Source organism: Desulfitobacterium chlororespirans DSM 11544, assembly GCF_900143285.1.
In the GTDB taxonomy this organism is placed as follows: domain Bacteria; phylum Bacillota; class Desulfitobacteriia; order Desulfitobacteriales; family Desulfitobacteriaceae; genus Desulfitobacterium; species Desulfitobacterium chlororespirans.
In genome coordinates this window covers 178392-198916 of the sequence record NZ_FRDN01000013.1, presented here as the reverse complement: position 1 = coordinate 198916, position 20525 = coordinate 178392, and the positions used below count along the sequence as shown (strand labels likewise).

Annotated in this window: 20 protein-coding genes and 1 tRNA gene; 15 read left to right on the top strand and 6 right to left on the bottom strand. The window is 47.5% G+C overall.

Annotation, left to right across the window (positions count from 1 at the left end; genetic code table 11):
* Window positions 1-22 precede the first annotated feature (22 nt).
* From coaD to BUA14_RS20315, 5 genes are all read left to right on the top strand, one after another.
* Window positions 23-514: a pantetheine-phosphate adenylyltransferase gene (gene coaD, locus BUA14_RS20335; RefSeq protein ID WP_072774287.1), complete on the top strand. Its 492-nt coding sequence runs from the start codon at window positions 23-25 to the stop codon at window positions 512-514.
* A gap of 139 nt (window positions 515-653) precedes the next feature.
* Complete coding sequence (locus BUA14_RS20330; RefSeq protein WP_011459626.1) at window positions 654-854, top strand: putative signal transducing protein; 201 nt, start codon at window positions 654-656, stop codon at window positions 852-854.
* A 2-nt stretch (window positions 855-856) separates the two neighbouring features.
* Complete coding sequence (gene accD, locus BUA14_RS20325) at window positions 857-1774, top strand: acetyl-CoA carboxylase, carboxyltransferase subunit beta (protein ID WP_072774268.1); 918 nt, start codon at window positions 857-859, stop codon at window positions 1772-1774.
* Window positions 1774-2733 (top strand): acetyl-CoA carboxylase carboxyltransferase subunit alpha, encoded by a 960-nt coding sequence (locus BUA14_RS20320; protein ID WP_072774267.1) that lies wholly within the window; start codon window positions 1774-1776, stop codon window positions 2731-2733. The genes accD and BUA14_RS20320 overlap by 1 nt, the downstream gene beginning before the upstream one ends.
* Before the next feature lie 111 nt (window positions 2734-2844).
* Window positions 2845-2931: transfer RNA gene (locus tag BUA14_RS20315), tRNA-Leu, on the top strand.
* A 132-nt stretch (window positions 2932-3063) separates the two neighbouring features.
* Here BUA14_RS20315 and BUA14_RS29005 read toward each other — a convergent pair.
* Both BUA14_RS29005 and BUA14_RS20305 read right to left on the bottom strand, forming a co-directional pair.
* Entirely contained in the window at window positions 3064-3255 is a 192-nt protein-coding gene (locus BUA14_RS29005; RefSeq protein ID WP_072774266.1) for a tyrosine-type recombinase/integrase, read from the bottom strand.
* A 24-nt stretch (window positions 3256-3279) separates the two neighbouring features.
* Window positions 3280-3696, bottom strand: coding sequence for a hypothetical protein (locus BUA14_RS20305; protein WP_072774265.1), 417 nt, complete (start codon window positions 3694-3696; stop codon window positions 3280-3282).
* A 316-nt stretch (window positions 3697-4012) separates the two neighbouring features.
* Between BUA14_RS20305 and BUA14_RS20300 the strand changes: the two genes are divergently transcribed.
* From BUA14_RS20300 to BUA14_RS20265, 8 genes are all read left to right on the top strand, one after another.
* On the top strand, window positions 4013-4963 hold the full coding sequence (locus BUA14_RS20300; protein ID WP_072774264.1) for a hypothetical protein: 951 nt from the start codon (window positions 4013-4015) through the stop codon (window positions 4961-4963).
* Between the two features lie 138 nt (window positions 4964-5101).
* On the top strand, window positions 5102-5695 hold the full coding sequence (locus BUA14_RS20295; protein WP_242954702.1) for a GNAT family N-acetyltransferase: 594 nt from the start codon (window positions 5102-5104) through the stop codon (window positions 5693-5695).
* Window positions 5696-5922: 227 nt separating this feature from the next.
* Window positions 5923-6306 (top strand): hypothetical protein, encoded by a 384-nt coding sequence (locus BUA14_RS20290; RefSeq protein ID WP_072774263.1) that lies wholly within the window; start codon window positions 5923-5925, stop codon window positions 6304-6306.
* A 183-nt stretch (window positions 6307-6489) separates the two neighbouring features.
* Complete coding sequence (locus tag BUA14_RS20285; protein WP_072774262.1) at window positions 6490-7716, top strand: sensor histidine kinase; 1227 nt, start codon at window positions 6490-6492, stop codon at window positions 7714-7716.
* 454 nt (window positions 7717-8170) lie between these two features.
* Entirely contained in the window at window positions 8171-8875 is a 705-nt protein-coding gene (locus BUA14_RS20280; RefSeq protein ID WP_072774261.1) for an ABC transporter ATP-binding protein, read from the top strand.
* On the top strand, window positions 8875-11253 hold the full coding sequence (locus BUA14_RS20275) for an ABC transporter permease (protein WP_072774260.1): 2379 nt from the start codon (window positions 8875-8877) through the stop codon (window positions 11251-11253). Before BUA14_RS20280 ends, BUA14_RS20275 begins: the two co-directional genes overlap by 1 nt.
* A gap of 31 nt (window positions 11254-11284) precedes the next feature.
* Window positions 11285-12460, top strand: coding sequence for an efflux RND transporter periplasmic adaptor subunit (locus tag BUA14_RS20270; RefSeq protein WP_072774259.1), 1176 nt, complete (start codon window positions 11285-11287; stop codon window positions 12458-12460).
* 58 nt (window positions 12461-12518) lie between these two features.
* Window positions 12519-13154: a TetR/AcrR family transcriptional regulator gene (locus BUA14_RS20265; protein ID WP_072774258.1), complete on the top strand. Its 636-nt coding sequence runs from the start codon at window positions 12519-12521 to the stop codon at window positions 13152-13154.
* A 333-nt stretch (window positions 13155-13487) separates the two neighbouring features.
* Here BUA14_RS20265 and BUA14_RS28310 read toward each other — a convergent pair whose 3' ends face one another.
* Entirely contained in the window at window positions 13488-13679 is a 192-nt protein-coding gene (locus tag BUA14_RS28310) for a hypothetical protein (protein WP_072774257.1), read from the bottom strand.
* A 50-nt stretch (window positions 13680-13729) separates the two neighbouring features.
* On the opposite strand from BUA14_RS28310, the gene BUA14_RS20255 reads away from it, so the two are divergent.
* Both BUA14_RS20255 and BUA14_RS20250 read left to right on the top strand, forming a co-directional pair.
* Complete coding sequence (locus tag BUA14_RS20255) at window positions 13730-14680, top strand: sensor domain-containing diguanylate cyclase (protein WP_072774256.1); 951 nt, start codon at window positions 13730-13732, stop codon at window positions 14678-14680.
* A gap of 128 nt (window positions 14681-14808) precedes the next feature.
* Complete coding sequence (locus tag BUA14_RS20250; protein ID WP_072774255.1) at window positions 14809-15318, top strand: GNAT family N-acetyltransferase; 510 nt, start codon at window positions 14809-14811, stop codon at window positions 15316-15318.
* A 57-nt stretch (window positions 15319-15375) separates the two neighbouring features.
* Here BUA14_RS20250 and BUA14_RS20245 read toward each other — a convergent pair whose 3' ends face one another.
* From BUA14_RS20245 to BUA14_RS20235, 3 genes are read right to left on the bottom strand one after another with little or no spacing between them, the layout of a single operon-like run.
* A complete protein-coding gene (locus BUA14_RS20245; RefSeq protein ID WP_072774254.1) occupies window positions 15376-16500 on the bottom strand; it encodes a radical SAM protein in 1125 nt (374 codons plus the stop codon).
* A gap of 17 nt (window positions 16501-16517) precedes the next feature.
* Window positions 16518-18716, bottom strand: coding sequence for a YcaO-like family protein (locus BUA14_RS20240; RefSeq protein WP_207649558.1), 2199 nt, complete (start codon window positions 18714-18716; stop codon window positions 16518-16520).
* A 59-nt stretch (window positions 18717-18775) separates the two neighbouring features.
* A complete protein-coding gene (locus tag BUA14_RS20235; protein ID WP_072774252.1) occupies window positions 18776-20518 on the bottom strand; it encodes a radical SAM protein in 1743 nt (580 codons plus the stop codon).
* Window positions 20519-20525 lie beyond the last annotated feature (7 nt).

The window sequence follows — 20525 nt, the reverse complement described above, 5'->3', positions numbered from 1 at the left end:
GATGCGAAAAGGAGCAGGACAAGTGCGAATAGCTATTTATCCCGGAACCTTCGACCCCGTGACCAATGGGCATTTGGATATCCTGAAAAGGGCAACGGAATTTTTCGATGAAGTGATCGTTGCCGTAGCTGTAGACAGTAATAAGACCACCCTTTTTTCCCTGGAAGAACGTATTCAGCTCCTGGAGACCGCTGCCGGGGAGCTGTCCCAGGTCAAAATCAGGGGCTTCGAGGGGCTGACTGTGGAGTTTGCCAGACAATGCGGCGCCAATGCCATCATCCGGGGCCTGAGAGCTATGCAGGATTTTGAATATGAATTCCAATTAGCCCTGATGAACAAAAAGCTGGCTGCGGATATTGAAACGATTTTCTTAATGACTCAGAGCGAATTCTCGTTTATCAGTTCCAGCTCGATTAAATGGGCTGCCAGCTTAAAGGGCAACATCAGTGAATTCGTCCCGCCCCATGTGGAAAGAGCTATTTACAAGAAATATCACCCAGAGATGGATGACTAAAGCACGGACAGGCTTTCTTGCAAGATGCTTTTCCCTGTGTTATTATGAAAAATATTATCTGGTCTTTAAATTAGTACTTATGGTGCTTAATCTACAGAATAAAGGGTATGTTTCTCTTTTTGAACAAGGAGGATTTGCCATGTGGACCGTTATTTATATTGCGCCCAATAAAGCAATTGCCGAGAAGTATAAAAAAGCCCTTTCTGAAGAAGGAATGCTGGTTCAGCTTCGACCCATTGGCTCAGCTCACCTGGGGGATCACGCATCGGTGGAGATCCTGGTCCCTGAGTCAGAGGCGGAAGAAGCTCATGAAATTATTACTAGCTATATGGGGAGCTAGGTATGTTAAAAGATATATTTCGTAAAAAACGCAAATACGCAACTCTCAGTTCGCTGCCTCCGAAAAATTCATCGGCAGGGGAGCGGGCTTATTTCGACGAGCCTTCTCCGGAACAGGAATCCACCCGCAAAGAGCTCCCTGACGGTCTCTGGGTGAAGTGTCCCAAATGCGGCGAAGCGCTGTTTAATAAGGATTTGGTGGAGAACCAAAGGGTCTGCCTGGCCTGCAGTTATCATTTCCGCATCCCGGCCCGGGAGAGGCTTGAACACCTGGTTGATCCGGGGAGTTTCGCAGAATGGGATCAGGAGCTTCAGACCACGAATCCGCTGAGTTTTCCCGACTATGAAGAAAAGCTGGCGGAAGCCAATAATAAATCCGATGTTTCGGAATCCGTGCTGACTGGCCAGGCCAGTATCGAAGGAATCCCGGTGGTTCTGGCTTTTAATGAGGGGAACTTCATGATGGGCAGTATGGGCTCTGTGACCGGAGAGAAGATTACCCGCGCTATTGAGCGGGCTATCCAATTGCGCTGTCCGGTGATTATTTTTTCCACTTCCGGCGGAGCGCGCATGCAGGAGGGAATCCTCTCTTTGTACCAGATGGCTAAGACCAGTGCGGCCTTAGGGCGTTTGGCCGAGGAAGGGCTGCTCTATATTTCCGTACTGACCGATCCTACTTTCGGGGGAGTCACAGCCAGTTATGCTTCTTTAGGAGATATACATATCGCTGAACCGGGTGCACTGATTGGCTTTACAGGTCCCCGTGTCATCAAGCAAACCATGCGTAAAGAACTTCCGGAAGGTGCTCAGACTGCCGAATTCAATCAGAGCCACGGGCAGATTGATTGTGTAGTGGAGCGGGCAGAGATGAGAAAGGTTCTAGGACGTTTGCTGCGTTATCATCAGGAAGGGGCAGTTTAATGGCTCAACACTTTGATTTTGAAAAGCCAATCCTTGAGCTTGAGCAGAAGATTGCCGAGCTGCAGGAATTCTCCAAAGAGAAGGATATTAACCTCTCCCCGGAAATCTCCAAGCTCATGCGCAGACTGGTACGGTTAAGAAAAGAAATTTACGGCAACCTGGAACCTTGGCAAAAGGTTCAGATTGCCCGTCATATGGAACGGCCGAATTTCTACGATTATGTCCCCTTGCTATTTGAGGATTTCATGGAGTTCAAAGGCGATCGCCTCTTTGCCGACGACAAGGCTATCGTGGGCGGTATCGCCATCTTTCAAGGGATTCCCGTCACGGTGGTTTCCCATATCAAAGGGAGAGGGACCAAAGAGAATATCCAGAGGAACTTTGGCATGCCCCATCCGGAAGGATACCGGAAGGCTCTCCGCTTAATGGATCAGGCGGAAAAATTCCACCGCCCCATCCTCACCTTTATCGATACTCCCGGTGCGGCTTGTGATCTTGAAGCGGAGGAACGGGGGCAAGGGGAAGCCATTGCCCGCTGCTTACAGGCCATGGCAGGATACAGCGTTCCGATTATTTGCACCGTGATCGGAGAGGGAGGCAGCGGCGGCGCCCTGGCCTTAGGCGTGGGGAACAAGGTCTTGCTGCTGGAGAATTCCTTCTACTCGGTCATTGCCCCGGAAAGCTGTGCGTCAATTCTCTGGAAGGATCCGGGCAAAGCTAAGGAAGCTGCTTCCGCTTTAAAATTCACCGCCCAGGATCTCCTGGAGCTGGGAATCGCCGACGGCATTATCAAGGAACCCCTGGGTGGAGCCCACCGGAGTGTGGAGCGGACCGCCGAAGAAATGAAGAAGACAATTGCCGAAGCCTTGGCGGAACTGCGTGAACTCCCACCGGATGAACTGCGAACTATGCGCTATGAAAAACTTATGAACTACGGAGAATTTGCAGCGGACTCATAAGTCAAGCTCATAAGCATCAGATATTTTTAAAGGAAAGGCTTGACACTTTTTTAATGTTTATGCTATTATATCTAAGTCACCTGTTACCGAGGTGACCTGCTCAGGCAGCATGCGAGTGTGGCGGAACAGGCAGACGCGACGGTCTCAAAAACCGTTATCTTTACGGATGTGTCGGTTCGACTCCGACCACTCGCACCAATCGAAAAGCCAATCCCTGCAGACATTGCAGGGATTTTTTATTTCTTCGATATTCGAAATAATAAAAATTAGGTGGAACAAAACTGAAACATTTGATTTAAGCTAAGGTCAGCCCTTTGGGGTTGGCCTTTTTTAGTTTGCTTCGCTTTGCTTTTTCGCCATTATCCCCTGCATAAAGATATTCACCATCCTGGTATCGAAATCTATGTCTGACCATTTTAGTGATTGGATCTCGCCGGCTCTGGCGCCAATTTCTAAGGCCAACGTCACAGCGTCTCTAGCCTCTCTTACAAAACAAAATGCCAGTTCTGTATGAGCTGGCATTTTACCTTCATTAAAAGTGATTTCCTAGAGATATTGAGAAACTTCTGGCTCAGGCTGAGAATCAAGTTGTTCAGGTTCAGGTGGCTGAGGAATTTTACTCTTGAGTGCCCCAATGAATTTTCTCCAATGGAGAGAAGCGTCGACAATCTCGAATAGAAGAATCTTTACATCGTCAGGGTTATTTGCTGGATGATAGCTGATAGATAAATCGCGATTTCTTGTTCCATGCTTCTTCTTAATTTCGATGGAAACTATCTGGTCGTAAAAGAGGTATTTGGGAGTTTTATCTTTCCCTATTCGCAAAGCGATAGAAAGCCTTTGCTCTGCATCTTCTTGAGTAAGTTTAACACTGCTATTGTCATCAAAGTCGCTAATTCCCTGAACATACATGAAGTTACAGGCAAAGTTTCCATACCAGTCCCTGCTTCCAAATACAGGCAATATCAATCCCTCCAATCTGTATTGCTTTTACCAAAATTATACTCAAACCATAAGGCTATTGCTACTGATGTAAGTCTATAGGATAATCGCCCACGAAAAAAGCACCGAAAACTAATCGGTGCCTGTCACATCGATGACGGTAGGGACATATAGTATAGTGAGTGAATGTCTTTCCGCAAGCAAAAACCCGGTGCAAATTTGATGCGCTGGGCTTCTGCTTTTCTATTTACGGACATTTTTCACGAGACTTCGACAGATTGAATATGAGATACTCAGCGAAAGATGGAATAGTCTGAAATCTTATGGGAGGGAGAAAATGAGCAGTGAATTCGTAAGTTGGTTTGAAAAGATCTCTTTGATTAGTAAAAAGTGCAGTTTGAGAGATATTATCTATTATCACAAAGGAAATGTTATTCAAGCTCCTTTGGAAGCGTTATTAACATTCTATTTAGCAGAAATGATCATGTTTGTAAGCGATTTATTTGTTCGGGAACCTTTATCTAATGAACAAATGCTTCAAGTTATAATAGTACCACTTATTTTTTCAGCTTTAGTTTGTATTGTTTATTCAATTGCCGCAATCCTTAAGATTTCATCTAGGTTGTTCGAGTGCATAAAAGAAATAGATACTTCGGAAAGAATAGGAAATAAAAAAATATATGATCAGGTTGATAATAGGTTTAAAGATTTATTTTTTAAAATACATAGATGGGGCGCAATTTGTTATTTTTTGGTCTCGGTAACAGTGGCTTGCTATTGTGTGTATGGAATAGGGATAAACTTAAAAGTACCTAGCATAGTATTCATTATCGCCGTTACAATATTTGGTTCTATTTTTGGCTTGTGTTGGAACTATGCTGGTTTTAATGGAGATAGGCGAGTAGACTGGAGTTTAATTATTTTATCATTTAATAGAATTAACATAAGGCAACGATCAGCTATAATAAGGAGAAAGTATAAGCATTTTGAACGACAAGTTACAACTCATATTATAATGATTATTTTTATATTAGGAATAACGGCATATATTTTATTTTTTTTGAACGGGTACTTTGAAAAAGAGAACGAAATTAAGTTCGAAATGTACTACTTATTTGCTTCTCTGTATGTAATGACCATGTATCTATACATAAGATTTGTTTTCAAGCACTTCTATGGTAGACGTGAAAATGGATCTAAAATATATATCAATATTGAAGATCTAAAAGATTATAATCCACGGCTCATATATAAAATCAAAAAGAGAAAAGTAAGTATCAGAGATTAGAAACAGGGCTTCTGCTTTTTATATGGTTGTCACGTTTTACTCGTTATGGACATATAGTATAGTGGGCTGCGGTAGTGATGGTCATTGCTCCTTTCTTTAATATAAAAACAAGAACTCCTGGTGGTCGAACGGGGGTTCTTGCTTTTTAAACTTGTCACACATCCCCGGTCAGAGGCATATAGAAGAGATATCTTTTTTCATGCCCGAAAATCTGGTATTATAGATGCAGTCTTGGTTTTAATAACTACGATACAGACAAACAAGAATTTAAAGACGAAGGATAGGGTAATAATGGAACTTATAGTAAAAAGATTTGAAGAGCTGACAGCCGAGGAATTGTATGAGATTCTTAAAATAAGAGTTGCAGTGTTTGTTGTTGAACAAAATTGTCCTTATCAGGAGATCGACGGCAAAGATAAACAATCATTTCACATATATCTGAAGGATGATTGCGGAATCCAGGCATATTTACGAGTTGTTGATAAGGGCGTCTCTTTTAATGAGGTATCAATCGGCAGAGTGATCGCTGTGAAAAGACGGTGTGGCATAGGCAGCAGAATCCTCTCAGAAGGAGTAAAGGTTGCCAAGAATAGGTTAGGGGCAGCTGCTATAAAAATAGAAGCACAGACATATGCCAAAGAGTTCTATGAACAGCAAGGATTTAAGCAGGTTTCGGAAGAATTCCTTGAGGATGGAATTCCACATATTCAGATGATACTTGATGTAATTTAGGATAATGACTTATTTACATATAAATTCAATTTGAAGATCAAATGATCGTAAAAACTTTTTTCATCATGACGCCAAAGAAACCGATAATTTCGGCAGGAAATTTAGCGGTTTCTTTTTGTTTTCCTAAGTGTTAAAATAATTATAAATTATTGCTCCCATACTTAGAACAGGAATCGCAAACGCAGGTTTGATATGTTTTCACGAGATAAATCTAAGGAGAAGCTTCTATGAAAAAGAAACTAGGAGTTATTGCTATACTTACAATAATCATAGTAATCGGGTTGCTGTTTTTATGTACTGGTGGAAAAATGGCAAGTGCTATGCTGGTCGATTACTCACTATCCGAAGATGGCAAGATAATGACCCTAAAAGTGGGTGTAGCAACTAGTATGGGGTACGTAAGAACGCTTAAAACCAGTGAAGACGGCAATAAAAAACGCATTACCTTTTATTCAACATACGGATTGAACAGTAATATTGGTGCTAAAAACGAATTTCAAGTTGAGTTATCCCCATCTTGCGATGAAATATATTTTTACAGTGGAAATGATGAATATAAGTTGAAGCTGCAAAAAAACAACCAAACAAATGCATGGGAAAGATCTAAGTAACGACATGGGAAATTCGAAAATTTCTTGTTCACGATTGTTCCAGAAAGATATAATTTCCCGGTAAGGGGGAGTTATATCTTTTTTGTACAGGAACTATGCACTACCTTAAAATCTGATATTAGCGGAAGCGTGAAGATTATTTCTGACTAGCAAAGGGATAAGGTTTGAGAGGCGAGATGTTCTATGTTGAAAAGAGCAGTTATACACAGAGACGCCGCATACAAAATCAAAACACCCATGGATTCAATCAAATGGTGCCGCTATATCGTAAATATCGGGTACATTTGCGTTGCTCTAATGGCCTTCGCCCATGTCGCCTGGTATTTTGGGGCAAGAGATTACCTTGTCAATCCTCCTGATATTTATTTGAAATACTTTATCATTGCACCCACGATAGGTATTTGTGCCCTGAATTTACTAGCCGATTTATTGGTTCGCTCTGCTCGGGTTCCGATTCAGGCCAAAGAGTATTTATGCAGCTTTATCCTCGTAATCTATTCCTTCTACCTCATTATGGCTCATGAGATTGCAGTCGTTTTACTATGCACCTTCATGCTTTCCATATTTATTTCGGCAATTTTTTCAAAAGTGAAGATAACTCGTTGGGTTTTTCTGGCGAGTATGCTTTCACTTATGCTGTTTGGCGTTAAAATGTATGTCACCGGGAATATGGACAGCCGTATGGTTATGCAGATATTCATTACCTGCTTAATGTTCGTTGGCTCATATTTAATGGCGAAAATGCTGATACAGCACTATCACGATAATTTCGCGGCGATTACCAGTTCCCATGAAGAAGCGGCTAAAAATGAGCTTGCTTTTCTGCAGGCCCAGATCAAGCCTCATTTTTTATATAACGCACTCAACACGATGGTATCGTTTTGCTACACGGACAGCGAAAGGGCAGCGAGCCTGCTTATCAATTTTAGTAAATATTTAAGGCTTGTTTTTGACGTCGACCATAAATCGATGCTGGTATCTTTAGAGAGAGAAATCGAATTGATTAAGGCCTATGTTGCCATAGAAAAAGCCCGTTTCGGTGAGCAAATCAATATTGAATATACTATTGAACCGGAGCTGCTAAGCATGGAAATACCCTCATTTTGCCTTCAGCCTTTGGTGGAAAACGCGATAAAGCACGGACTGTGCAAAAAGTACGCTGGCGGAACCGTCCTTATATCAGCGCAAAAAAGCGAAGGAACTATTATCATAAAGATCAGCGACACAGGGATAGGAATGCAGCCGGAACGGCTCAATAAATTAAAGAACATCGAATCGTCAAACGACGGAGTCGGCTTTTTCAATGTCAGCAGGCGTGTAAAGAGTTGGCAAGGCGCACAGCTTGATATTCAGAGCACAGAAGGAGAAGGAACTGCGGTAACAATAACAGTATCAGACACCATCGTATAAAGGGGGGCGCAATATATATTTGACGCAATTATTGTTTACGGCGAAAAGCCTGCACCTGGTGTTCCGGAAAAAGTTGGCCGTATATGTGTTGGCAGGTCCCTTGAAGCAGCGCTTAAAGCAAGAACAGGGAGGCAAAGCAAAGGCTAATCAGTCTAGCATAGCAACGGTTTGAACGATGGATCTTCGTTCAGACCGTTTTTTGTTTGCCGCTAAGACGCTCAAAACGTACCGCGATCAGCCCTGATTAGCGGTTGGGGAATCCGGCTGCCGGGTGTGCCCCGAAATGCGCCATAACGCATGCAGCTAAAAAATAATTAAATAATGACCATATGGTCATTTACAAGCGGAAAAAGATCTCTTACAATAATCATAGGGCCAAAAGTTCGAAGAAACTAACTTTTGCTGCTGGGCTGAATCCAGCAAAACAGAATGTTTCCATAGAGGAGGGCGGGAAATGGAACCGATGATCAGGCTTACGGAGGTAGTAAAAGAATATATCATGGGTGAAATCAGGATCAGAGCTGCGGACGGAATTTCTTTTGAGGTCGGGCAGGGCGAACTGGTGGTGGTTCTCGGGCCCAGCGGCGCAGGCAAAAGCACCGTGCTCAATATTTTAGGCGGTATGGACAGCGCCACCTCCGGCGAGGTGGTGGTCAACGGCCAGGATATAACGCAGTTCAACCGCAACGAGCTGACCTTATACCGGAGAAAGTGCATTGGCTTTATTTTTCAATTCTATAATCTGATGCCCAATCTTACGGCCCTGGAAAACGTCGAGATCGCGGCACAGATCTGCGACGAGCCGCTGCAGGCCGCCGCGATTCTGGAAAGCGTCGGTCTCGGGGAACGGATGCAAAATTTCCCGGCCCAGCTTTCCGGTGGAGAGCAGCAGCGCGTCTCCATCGCCAGAGCGGTGGCCAAAAATCCCACCTTGCTTTTATGTGACGAACCGACGGGTGCGCTGGACTATGTCACCGGCAAAGCGATTCTCAAACTGCTCCACGATGTGAGCCGCGATTTTCAGAAAACGGTGATGATCATTACCCACAACAGTTCCATTGCCCAGATGGCGGATAAGGTGATCAAAATAAAAAACGGCAGAGTGGAAGCCGTGGAAATCAACCGCAATCCTCTGCCCATTGAAAGGATTGAATGGTAATGCTGATCTTCCTGAAAAAATCCCTGCGGGATCTGAAGGAGGCCAAAGGGCAGTTCATATCGGTCCTGGCGGTGGTGATCATCGGGGTCATGTTCTATACCGGCCTGTATTCGGCCCTGGACATCTTTTCCGGAGCGGGGCAGAAGTACTTCACAGAATACAGGCTGGCCGATTTATCGAGTACGGTTTACCGGGCGCCGGAGGGGGTGGTCGAGCGGGTCCGGGCGATTCCCGGAGTCAAGATGGCGGAGGGAAGGGTCTTGCAGGATGCCCGGATCTTTGGGGAAGACAAGAACGCTATAATCAGACTGATTTCCCTGCCCGACCAAAAACGGGCTGTCATCAACGACATCATGCTCAAAGCAGGCAGCTATTTTTCGGCCGATGCAGCAAACCAATGCCTTGTATCCGAAGACTTCTTCAAGGCCAATCATCTGGTGATCGGCCAGACCATCGAGCCCATTGTCAACGGGGAACGGGTGAAGCTTACAATTGTAGGAACGGTCAAAGGCCCTGAATACATGTATGAAATCCGCGATGCCACGGAGGTGTTCCCCGATCATGAAAAGTTCGGCGTTGTTTATGTCAAAGCCTCCTATTTGCAGACCATCCTCGATTACAAAGGCTCGGTAAACGATATCAGCGTCCTCCTGGCCAAAGATGGCGACAGCAAAAAGGTTAAGGCGGAGCTGGAAAAGATTCTGGCTCCTTACGGCCTGGTAAGCACTGTCGAGAAAAAAGATCAGATCAGCTACAGCATGTTTCACTCGGATGAAACAGGACTGCAATCCATGGCGGCGATTTTCCCTATGCTGTTCTTTATCGCCTCTGCGGTCATCATCTATATTACCATGACCCGCATGATAGAAAACCAGCGGACACTGATGGGCGTATTCAAGGCGCTGGGTTACAGCGATTGGGACATTATGCTGCACTACCAGACCTATCCGCTGCTGGTGGGGATCCTGGGGAGCATTCTGGGCTCCCTGATCGGGTTATTTTTCATCGGCGAAGCTCTGCTCGGCATATTCAACAGCTTTTACAATCTGCCGACGGAGAATTCGTCCGTTCAGCTGGTCATGGTGGTGCCGGCTTCGCTTACAGCCTTGTTCTTCTGCGTATTCGCCGGATATAATGCCTGCCGCAAGGAGCTGCGCCTGGTACCGGCGGAGTCCATGCGGCCGAAACCGCCCGCTTCCGGCAAAAAGACGCTGCTGGAAAACTTCGGCTTCTTTTGGCAGCGCCTTAATTTCAGCTGGAAGATCATCTTCCGCAACCTGTTTAGGTATAAGCGGCGCTCGGCTATGGCCTCCGTCGGGGTCATCTTTTCCATGGCCTTATTGCTCATCGCCCTGGCCTTCCGGAGCTCCATGGGCAATCTGATGGCCGTGCAGTATGAAGAAATTCAGAAGTTTGATCTGAAAATCAATTTTACACAAATGCTGGCTGCCGATGAACTCAGCACTATCAGAAGTCTGGCTCACGTAAAGTCCGTTGAACCGGTACTGGAGACCGGCATGGAACTTAGCCATGGCTGGAAGAAGAAAGATATTGGCGTCCTGGCGCTGGACCGGGAAGCCCAATTATACGGTGTCTATGACCGGAAGGGGAAGGCGGCGATTCTGCCGTCGGACGGGGTCCTCCTGCCGGCCCGGCTCATGGAAACTCTGGGTCTGCAGACGGGCGACCGGGTGACACTTCGCTCTTATTATCCGGGCAAGAACACGGACAGGGATAAAAAAACGGTGGTTGTGAAGGGTGAAACGTCGCAGTTTATCGGACAGAGCGCGGTTTGCAGTATGGATTATATCGATTATCTGCTGGATGAAGGCGCGGTGGTTAATGGGGCCCATATTAAGCTGGACGATAGGCAATATGAAAAAGAAGTGACGGCAAAACTGGAAGATATTTTGACGATCAATACGATCCAGTCCAAAGCGGAAGTGGTCGCCAATACCAACAAGCAGCTCCAATCCATGAACAGTATCATCTTTTTCATGCTGTTCGGGGCTAGTATATTAACCATCGCCGTGATCTACAACATTACGAATATCAATATTTTTGAACGTCGGAGAGAGATTGCCACACTTTCCGTACTCGGCTTCACCTCCGCAGAACTGAAGAGCCTGGTATTCAATGAGAATTTCTTTATCAGCGCCTTCGGCATACTGATCGGCGCCCCTCTGGGCAGGTTTATTGCCGAGGTGGCCATCGATACCCAGGCCACGGAGACCATGCAGCTGCCGGTGGTGATGGAGCCGGCCAATTACCTGCTCGCTGCCGCCCTGATTATCGCCTTCACGGCAATCGCCAATTGGCTGCTCAGAAACAAAGTAACCGCCATCGATATGGTCGAATCCCTGAAAAGTGCCGAATGAAGGTGCCAACGAGATAAGGAGGTTGAAAAAGATGAACATCCCAACAGATTTGCAGAAAGTGAAGAAGGATAAACGGAACATGAGATTGACTAAAAAGCTGCTCTGGGTAATCGGTATCCTGCTCGTGCTGGCGGCAGGCCTGGGCTGGACCCTCTCCAATCGGGGCACGCCGGCGGAAGCAGCACCCGTCAAGCTCGGCGATATCCAAAAATATGTAGAAGAGACCGGCGAAGTGAAGTGCAGCGACTCCGCGACGGTTTATCTGGAAGGAAGCGGGCTGATCAAGCGCATTGCCGTCGAAACAGGTCAGCAGGTCCAAAAAGGAGATCTGCTTCTGAGCATGGATCGGGAGCAGTTGGAAATTTCCCTGAAAAATGCGGCAGAGCTGCTGAATCAAGCCAAAGCCCAATCTGCTGCCGGAGAAGAAGCCTATACCATGGCGCTGAAGGATTATGACAACACCAAGTCCCTGGCCGAGGCAGGAGCAGCCAGTGAGTGGGAGCTGACCCAGAAGGAAGCTGCCTTAAGGAGTGCCGACGCAGTCCGCTCCGGCAATCAGGCGGAGCTGGAACAGGCTGAACTGAGCGTGGCCAACAGCTCCCTGGCCCTGAGCAAGCAGCAGGTCCTGGCGCCGCTCAAGGGCACAATTCTGCAAAAAAGGGTCGAAGTCAATGCCTTTGGCGTGCCTGGAACAGTGGCCTTTGCCATCGGCGATACGGAAAACCTGGAGATCCAAACCAAAATCCTGGCTGAAGATGCCGCCAGGATCCAAGTTGGAAACAAAGCTACCCTTACCGTCCGCACGAAAGAGCAGCAGGCACTGGCGGGAACCGTGGTCAAGATCGCACCCACAGCCGAGGATGAAGTATCCTCTCTTGGCGTCAAGCAGAAGAAGGTCACCATAACCATCAAGCCTCTCGATGCCAAGGTTGCTTTGCTGCCGGGGTCTGAGGTGGACGTCAGGGTCATTACCGAAACAAAGAGCGGCGTGGTTATTGTGCCCGCCGGCGCCGTATTCGACTACCGGGGTCAGAGCTGCGTCTTCACCGTCGAAGAGGGAAAGGCTGTCCTGCGGACGGTGCAAAGGGGAATTCAAAATGGGTCCTTGTGCGAAATCACGGAGGGACTGCAGGAGGGAGAGACGGTATTGTCCGCCCCCGATAACAGCATCGAGGAAGGAACGCGAATCCTGAGTCCATTACAATAAGCACAAATTATGATAAAATGGACGAAATGAATCGCTGACAGAAAGGAAAGCTGAACTCATGTACGAAACCTTCGAGAAGCTGCCGGACGGTAAAAAGGAGCAAATTATCCAGGTTTGTATCGAAGAATTTATTGAAAACGGCTATCAAAACGCTTCCACCAATACCATTGTCAAACGGCTGGGAATTTCCAAAGGTGTGCTGTTCCTCTACTTTAAAAATAAAAAGAATCTCTATCTTTATCTTGTCGAGCATATCATGAAGTTTTTTATCCAGGATTATTTTGAGGAATACGCGGGCGGCCCGGTTATCAACATCAATGTCTTTGATAATCTGGGTGAGTACTATAAAGAATTAATGCAGAAAAAACCGGAGATCTTTTTATTTATGCTGCAGGCCTTTGTCAATACGCCGGCGGAACTTAAAGAAGAGATCGACGCCAGGCATAACCAAGCTCACGACAATCTGTTCCGACATATGAACAACGAGGGTTTCCGACCGGGCATTGATATTCACCTGGTGGACGATCTGCTGCATATGGTTTCCTATTATGTGGGCCAGCTAATCACCAATGATTTAAAGGGCAAGGATCTGAACACCATTATCAAGGATGAGATCGATAAGAATATCGTACGCTATGCCGAGCTGTTTGCAAAGTATGTGGATATCCTGAAGTATGGAGTCTACGAAAGATAGCGAATCATGGACGCTCCGCATACGCCAAAAAGAAGGGAAAGATAATTCCAGTGCTCGTCACATCTAGGCAGGAATTGTTCAACAGCTTATGGGAATTATAAGGCCATTTTAGCGATTTCTTGACTAATCTTATCGAGGGGTTTGCTTCTCACTGGGAAGCAAACCCCTCTGTTATTACATGTTCAGAATATGTTCAGCAAGCTATGATATAGTTAATGGAAATCAGAGCATCATGATTGCCGGCCTGCCGGAGGGGGCGCAATATATCATAACGGAAACCGATTATGCCCAAGAGAAGCAGACCTTCTTCAGTATTGGGGAGGCGGGCCTCATCTACACTATTTCACTGATACGATTGGTGGCACAGGAGATAATCACTCCGTAGTATTTGCAGCTCGCTTCGCCGCCGATTTCCTCCTGCGTAAGCAATACTCCAGAGAGAGAACCCGGAAATAATCCGAAAAGGAACCGGCGGCGGGAAGCATAAAATCCCACCGCCGCTTTTTTGAATAGAAGAGATGCCATTAGGGAAGCGCCATCGGCAAGCTTGAGCTCAAAAAGGAGTGAACTATAAAATGCTCAACGATAATATTTCACCCCATTTGTTTCGGGTGGTGTTTGAGAACAGTCCGATCGGGCTGGTCGTTGTGAACGAAGATACCTCTTTAAAAAGAATTAATAACTATATGCTTGCAACCTTCAATATTGATCCCCAGGACTTTCATGAGCGCATGCTCGGTAACGCATTCAAATGTTCTGATATATATTTGACCGGGAAAAGCTGTGGAGAGGGCGACCACTGCAATAACTGCGGCCTGCGCAAGGTTCTCAGTACCGCCATGAAGGAAGGCGCCAATATCCTGGAAACGGTTGTCGAACACGATTTCATAATTGATGGGACCAATCGGAAGAAGTGGTTTAAGGTAAGCGCATCACGTGTTGAAACAGATGATGAAGTGCTTGGCATCCTGTCTTTCGTAGATATCACAACCCAAATGGAATATGAAGAATTGCTCAAAAACCTGCTTTCGCTGGATGCTGCGACAGGAGCAATGAATAAATATGCTCTTATTAACTCACTAAAGAATCTCACGACCGGGAAGGAGGGTCTGACAGTGGCCATGATCGACATTGACGATTTTAAATTAGTAAATGATCGGTATGGTCATTTGACAGGGGACAGGGTTCTCAACCTGTTCTGCTCCGTAGCCTTCACAAACACACGCAAACAGGACATCGTAGGAAGGTTTGGCGGTGAAGAGTTTATGCTGATCTTTCCTGGTATGGTTTCCCGGCTTGTAATCAAAGCTCTGCAGCGAATTTCAACTTCATTTCGCACTGCCTGTATGAACGAACTCGGCTTTTCACCTACATTCAGCGTGGGAGTCGCAGAGTTTTCAACTAGAAAAATGGCCGGAATGACCATCGATGCTATTATCGCTGAAGCAGATGAAAACCTGTACGCTTCAAAGAACGCAGGGAAAAACAGAGTAACAGCGTTAGGAAGCAGCCAGGTTTTCAAGTGATGGCCGGGTAACGACCCTCATAGCATTATTGAAAGCAGCTGGCTTTATGCATGTTTTCAGGTATAGTTATAGACGGTAGGGTTGTGTGTTGGGATGAGTGGTCCTGCAAGAAAAAAGGAGCAAAGCCAATGCTGATAAGACAAGAAACAAAGGAAGACCATGATCAGGTATATGAGCTTGTAAAAACAGCTTTTTCAACCATAGAACACAGCGATGGGAACGAGCAGAATTTAGTGGCTGCTTTAAGAAAGGGCGAGTCCTTTGTGCCGGAGTTATCCTTAGTCGCGGAGATTGATGGCCAAATCGCCGGGCATATTATGTTCACTGAAGGGAAAGTGGGTCAGAATACAGTGCTTGTGTTAGCGCCTTTATCCGTATTGCCTGAGTATCAAAAACAGGGAGTTGGCACCGCACTTATCGCAGAGGGGCACAAGGCTGCCAGAGAATTAGGATACCAGTATGCCCTTGTATTGGGGAGTGAGAAATACTATCCCCGTTCAGGCTATATTCCCGCTCAAGGATTAGGGATTGAGGTTCCTGACGGAATGCCTGAGGAAAACTTTATGGCCATACAATTGCAGGAGAAGGCTCAACCGATCAGAGGCGCTGTAACCTATGCCAAAGAATTCGGTATTTAGGCAATGAAATCATCCTCATCTTTCCTGATGGGGATGATTTTTTATTGTCGAGGCTGGCTACATACCCAACTCCTTTACATCAACCAGCAGCTCGAAATGATCCAGGGCCTTTTGCAGCAGGAGCTCCACCACGTTACGGCAATCCGATTCCGTTTCAATGAAAGGGCAGCCGAAGGGACAGAGATAATTCAGATCACAGGCCCCGCATTTGGCATTGCTGTACCTGGTCAGAGAGAGATAATGGTCAATCGGTGTTTTATCAACCGTGATTCCCTGTGGGGTCATGCTCCCGATTTTGGTAGCGGCGTTTTGGGGGCAGGCGAAGATGCTGCCTTCGGGGATATTGAGAACGAGGGTTTTCGCCAGGTTGCAGCGGGCTCTGGATAAGGGCTTGTTGGCAAACAGGCTGGATAAGTTATCGATAAGCCGGTTGTTCAAGAAGATTTTCAGTGGATAGCGGGATTTCAGGGAAAAATACAGGTCGAATAAATCCTGGTAGGTGAGGGCGTTTTGGATATATTTTACCGGATTGAGCATGTAGTTCATGGTGTGGAGGCTTGCGAATTTCAGGATATCGTCGAACAGCCGGTGGATTGCCCCGGCATTGGACCGGTCAACATTGATGGATACCGTGGTATTGACACCAAGCTTGGCCAGGGCCAGCAGGTTTTCCATAATGGCAGCATAGGAATCCCGCCTTGGGTTTATACGCCTGCGGTTGTGGATTTCCCGGGGACCGTCCAGGGAGATGGTGATACCGGCGATGGTGTAGCTGTATCGATCGATTAAATCCAGATACTCCCTGTCAAAATTGCCGTTGGTAAAAATAATAAAGCGGAGATAGTCGAAGCGTTCCAAAACAGAAGCGATAATTTCAAGATTGCTGTGCAGCAAGGGCTCGCCTCCAAACAGAACGATTTCCTGGATCTCGTTTTGCAGTTCTCCGATATAGGTATGCAGTTGTCCGATATCCAAATCCCCGTTGGAACGCCGCATGCCGTTTTGAAAGCAATAGACGCATCTCAGGTTGCATTCCGTGGAGAAGATGATGTACAGTCTGCCGGTCTCGTCCTCCCAGCTAGGGTGGAAGGTCATTGTTTGAGAAGGGAGTTTCAGGGTCTTGGTGCCTGGCGCAAAGCTGCCATAGATCCCTGCTGTTTCCGTGGGAAATTCAAAAGTCACAACCATTGCCTCCCCGTTCAGTGAGGATATCGGCCCAGGTAGAGGTCCTTGTATGCGGCCGGAGATTGGGAATATTGCATAGCGGTTCCGAAATGGTAAGTTCGGGGGCTTACCAGCACCAGGGGGTAATTGAGTAGTTGGATGTCACCGGTTACAATCACCCGCACAGCCGGGATATTCAGCACTTCCCGGCTCAAGTCAACATAGAGGACATCGCAGTCCGGCATGTTGCTCCTGAGCTGTTCAATGGTCATATCGATGAGATCCCGTACGCTTTTATCCCTGATCGCCAAGCTGTCCGGCACCTTGTTGACTGCCCCCTGCCCCAGAATATCGCGCTGATGGAAGTAGTCCAGGCTGTAAATGGAATCCGAGGCATCGGCGAGATGAGCGGCCCGGTGTCTGCCGAAAAAGGTCTTACGTGCCACGGAGCGATTATCCGACGATTGGATGGCTTCGGTCACCGAGCGCTCCAGGGCGATTTCAGCAGACAGGGATGCGCCAAAACCACTTAACCCATAGTGGGTGTAGCTGTTGGGGTTGACGATCCATGTCCGGAATACCGGAAAGCCAAGGTCGTTTGTGTAATCCCTTGTGATGACACGATACCCCAGGGAATGAATCCCATGGATCAGGTCTTTTAACTGCTGATTGCCCGATGAGGCGTGGTCTACCAGAGGCAATGTGAAACGGTTGGCCTGCCCGATCATCCAGGCATCATGTTCAATGACCTCAAACAATCCCTGCAGGATGGCATCCTCAAGGGTTGCCCCCGCTGCCAGGCCCGATGAGCCGTTGCTGAAGAGCTGCCCCTTGAAACGATTATCTCCCAGGAAAACCATGTGTGCGGGTACGAATTTGCTATCCCCGCTGACCAGGGACTTGGCGCAGACCCAATCGATGGGGAGATCATCGCGGAAGGTCTCGTAACTTGTGTCCTGGTTGACAATCCGCTCCACATAGGCCTTCAAATCAATGGCCCGCTCTTTTATGTCCCGGTAGGGCGCTTCCACGATGGGAAGGTCGCCGTAAAAACTCGCACTCAGACGCTCCGCCATTTCATAGGATGCCGATAAGAAGGCCTGTGTTTCGTGAAGGCCCTTGCCGTGTACAACCAAATCCTTGAAATAGTAGGGGGTTTGATTGTGGTGATTGGCCTTGACGCTGCCGCGGAAGACCGGCAGAAAACGGTCAAAGGGATTATTCTCCACTCTCGTGATCTTTATATCAAGCCCGGTTTTCCTCAAGGCTTCCCGGATGAAGTTCTGTGTATCTTCAGGGCTGCAGGAGCGGAAGCCTCCGGTTGTATACCGGATCGGCCGGTGGCCCGGCGAGAAAACTTCCGTAAAACCCGGGAGGCTGGTTTCGCCTTGCCTGATATAGGTGCGGCTAAGACCATGGCAGCATTGGCAGGCCGTAGTGGGGGCTGTTTTGATTTCCTGTGGGGTGCAGTGACCGGAAAAGAAATGCTTTTCGCTATCCAGCAGATGAAGGGAAGGGGAGCCGTTCAGAAATTGGCCGATCTCCTCCAGGATCATATCCCCCAAATACTCCAATAATGAGTCTTTGAAAGCATCAGGAATTGGGTAGGCCATTTGCAGATCGGAAATTTCAGCGATGGGGAGCCGTTGACTGGGGCGCAATTTGCGGTTGAGCTCCTCCAAGTGGTAAGTGGCGGCGCATTCCAGGCAAGAGGTTTTGCCCGGAATGACAAAAGGTCCGACAACCACGGCGCTGCCATTGTAGTAGCAGGATACAAAGGGGATATTCCTCTGGATAAATGCGCTGTTCAGCTCGAAGATTTGGCCGTAATGGGCGGCGGAAGGCGCTATGACGGCAAGGTCGGCTGCAAAATCGAGGATATCGGGGAGAGATGAGGCGTTTTCAGCAGGGAAGGAGAGGAGCTTCATATTCCTCCGGGGGGCCTGCTCTTTCAAGATCTGTGCCATTCTGCCCTCACCCACCACAAGCACGGTTGACGGATGCGGATTGCCGGGGGGGCTGTCGGCAGCTTCTTCAATGACCTGCTCTTGAAGCAGTATGGATAAATAGGTCCGAATTCCATCCAGGGGGTACTTGCTTTGCAGGTTCTGTTCAATCTGCTCAAAAGTGTTTTGGCCATCGATCAGAGCGAGCACCGCATCAAGGGCGGAAGGTGAGCACTGGATAAGCTTAAACTCACCGTTCACAGTGGTGGCTACACGGCCCTTTCCCAAAGATACTCTGCTGAAAGAGGGGGTGATTCTTGGTACGCTTTGCGGATTATAAGTCATATCTATACAGCCAAACTCAGGTAGTTGGCATCCTCCTTAAACATTAGTTTTTGGGATACGAAGGCATCCAGCAGGGTTTGCAGGCAGGATTCTTCCACAGTGCTGAATTGCTCTATAATGTCGCGGTATTCACGAACCTGGTCGCAGTATTCATACAGGGCCCGCTCTACTCCCCATAAAGTGTGCACATGATACCCTTTGCCTTCACGGGCATCATAGATATCCAGTACATTGTCCCATTGCCGCTTATAGAGAAGGCAATGCAGCTTGGACTGCCCTTTTCTGGCATCTGCATAATACAGGTCGATCCAGCCTTGGATCAATTCCCGCCAACGGGCTTCCCGCTCCCGAATCCCGGGGTTGACGGAGTCGAAATCGTAGAAAAACGGTGTATAGTGATCATGGATCTCCGCCGGAAGCAGCAGGCCCTCGTAATCCTTCCGCAGCATCATCCTCTCAATTCCATACCGGTCCGGGTTATTATAAATCGGTGAACCATAGGTGAGCCGGAACACTTCCAGATCGAAGGGGGGAACCAGATGCTTGATATAGGAAATGACCCTTTTCGTTTCGTCATAATCCTCTTCCCGCTCAAAAGGCAGGGAAAACATAATATTGTAGCTGCAATTCACATGATGCCGCTCCGCAAACTTCAAGAGCTGGATGCTTTCGATCACCCTGTGTCCTTTGTTGATCAAGCGCAGATAGTCTTTGGCAAAGCTCTCCACTCCGACTAGAATCGGGATATGGTTTTCTGCCAGCAGCTGCATGGCCCGTTCTTCTTTGACGGCAGATACTTTAAACAAGAGGTAGTAGGTGCCCCGCATTCCCGGGAATTCCTCGTTGAGCCGCCGGATGAGGTTTTCCCACTGATCGTCGCTGTTGAATTCGTTGACCAGGATTTGTGTCGTTTGGTATGTGGAGAGCAGGGATTTGTAGTCCCTGATGATCCCGTCCACACTCTTGTGGGCAAAGGATGACCATTGGCAGTTTAAGGTGCAAAATGAACACTGATTCCACCAGCATCCCCGGCTGAACTCAACCTGCAGCCAGAAGTGTCCCACATGCTCCTTTTTGAATCCGGCCGGAAGCCTGTTCATCGCCGCCCCAAAATCGTCATAATCCGGAGTCGGGTATTCCCACATCTGATGGGGTTGCGCCAGGCCGGATTGGCCAAGCAGCTGCAATACCCTGTGTTCCAGGTCCCGGCCGATCACCTGCCGGATAAAGGGAAACAGCGCTTGCAGACTTTCGCCGCATTGTCCCTGGCAATGATGACCGCTGAACCAGACTTGAACACCATGCTTTTCGTACAACAGCTTGGCCAGATAGAGGGCAGGGAAGAGCTGGCTGACGTACAGATGGAATAAAACAATGTCGCTTTCCTTCAGCTTGCCGGCCAATCCATCGGCATACTCCCGGCAAAAGCATTCGCTGTTCTGTATATGCTGCCGGAATTCATCGGGGGGCATATGTTCCCCGATTCCTTTCTCTAAAGCCGGTTGGTGGTGGGGAAACAGCAATGCGGAGAATATCGCCTGCCCGACGATTGACTCGGAAATGCGGCAGTATACATCCCCGCCTAGGGAACAGGCATAGTCATAAAAGGGGGTCAGGATTTCGGCGTCCACATCATGCTCCTTTAAAACAGCCTTCAGAGTGGAGATCTCAAGTGAAGGCATAGTAAGGGAGGTGAAGGGAACGCAGAGGATATGAATCTTTTTTGTGGTATCATTGGTCTTCATGAACTCG

What these genes read in the sequence shown, in the direction of transcription:
- BUA14_RS20330 (WP_011459626.1), top strand. Translation starts at nt 654, where the DNA reads ATGTGGACCGTTATTTATATTGCGCCCAATAAAGCAATTGCCGAGAAG.
- accD (WP_072774268.1), top strand. Translation starts at nt 857, where the DNA reads ATGTTAAAAGATATATTTCGTAAAAAACGCAAATACGCAACTCTCAGT.
- BUA14_RS20320 (WP_072774267.1), top strand. Translation starts at nt 1,774, where the DNA reads ATGGCTCAACACTTTGATTTTGAAAAGCCAATCCTTGAGCTTGAGCAG.
- BUA14_RS29005 (WP_072774266.1), bottom strand. Translation starts at nt 3,255, where the DNA reads ATGCCAGCTCATACAGAACTGGCATTTTGTTTTGTAAGAGAGGCTAGA.
- BUA14_RS20300 (WP_072774264.1), top strand. Translation starts at nt 4,013, where the DNA reads ATGAGCAGTGAATTCGTAAGTTGGTTTGAAAAGATCTCTTTGATTAGT.
- BUA14_RS20290 (WP_072774263.1), top strand. Translation starts at nt 5,923, where the DNA reads ATGAAAAAGAAACTAGGAGTTATTGCTATACTTACAATAATCATAGTA.
- BUA14_RS20285 (WP_072774262.1), top strand. Translation starts at nt 6,490, where the DNA reads ATGTTGAAAAGAGCAGTTATACACAGAGACGCCGCATACAAAATCAAA.
- BUA14_RS20280 (WP_072774261.1), top strand. Translation starts at nt 8,171, where the DNA reads ATGGAACCGATGATCAGGCTTACGGAGGTAGTAAAAGAATATATCATG.
- BUA14_RS20275 (WP_072774260.1), top strand. Translation starts at nt 8,875, where the DNA reads ATGCTGATCTTCCTGAAAAAATCCCTGCGGGATCTGAAGGAGGCCAAA.
- BUA14_RS20270 (WP_072774259.1), top strand. Translation starts at nt 11,285, where the DNA reads ATGAACATCCCAACAGATTTGCAGAAAGTGAAGAAGGATAAACGGAAC.
- BUA14_RS20265 (WP_072774258.1), top strand. Translation starts at nt 12,519, where the DNA reads ATGTACGAAACCTTCGAGAAGCTGCCGGACGGTAAAAAGGAGCAAATT.
- BUA14_RS28310 (WP_072774257.1), bottom strand. Translation starts at nt 13,679, where the DNA reads ATGGCATCTCTTCTATTCAAAAAAGCGGCGGTGGGATTTTATGCTTCC.
- BUA14_RS20255 (WP_072774256.1), top strand. Translation starts at nt 13,730, where the DNA reads ATGCTCAACGATAATATTTCACCCCATTTGTTTCGGGTGGTGTTTGAG.
- BUA14_RS20250 (WP_072774255.1), top strand. Translation starts at nt 14,809, where the DNA reads ATGCTGATAAGACAAGAAACAAAGGAAGACCATGATCAGGTATATGAG.
- BUA14_RS20235 (WP_072774252.1), bottom strand. Translation starts at nt 20,518, where the DNA reads ATGAAGACCAATGATACCACAAAAAAGATTCATATCCTCTGCGTTCCC.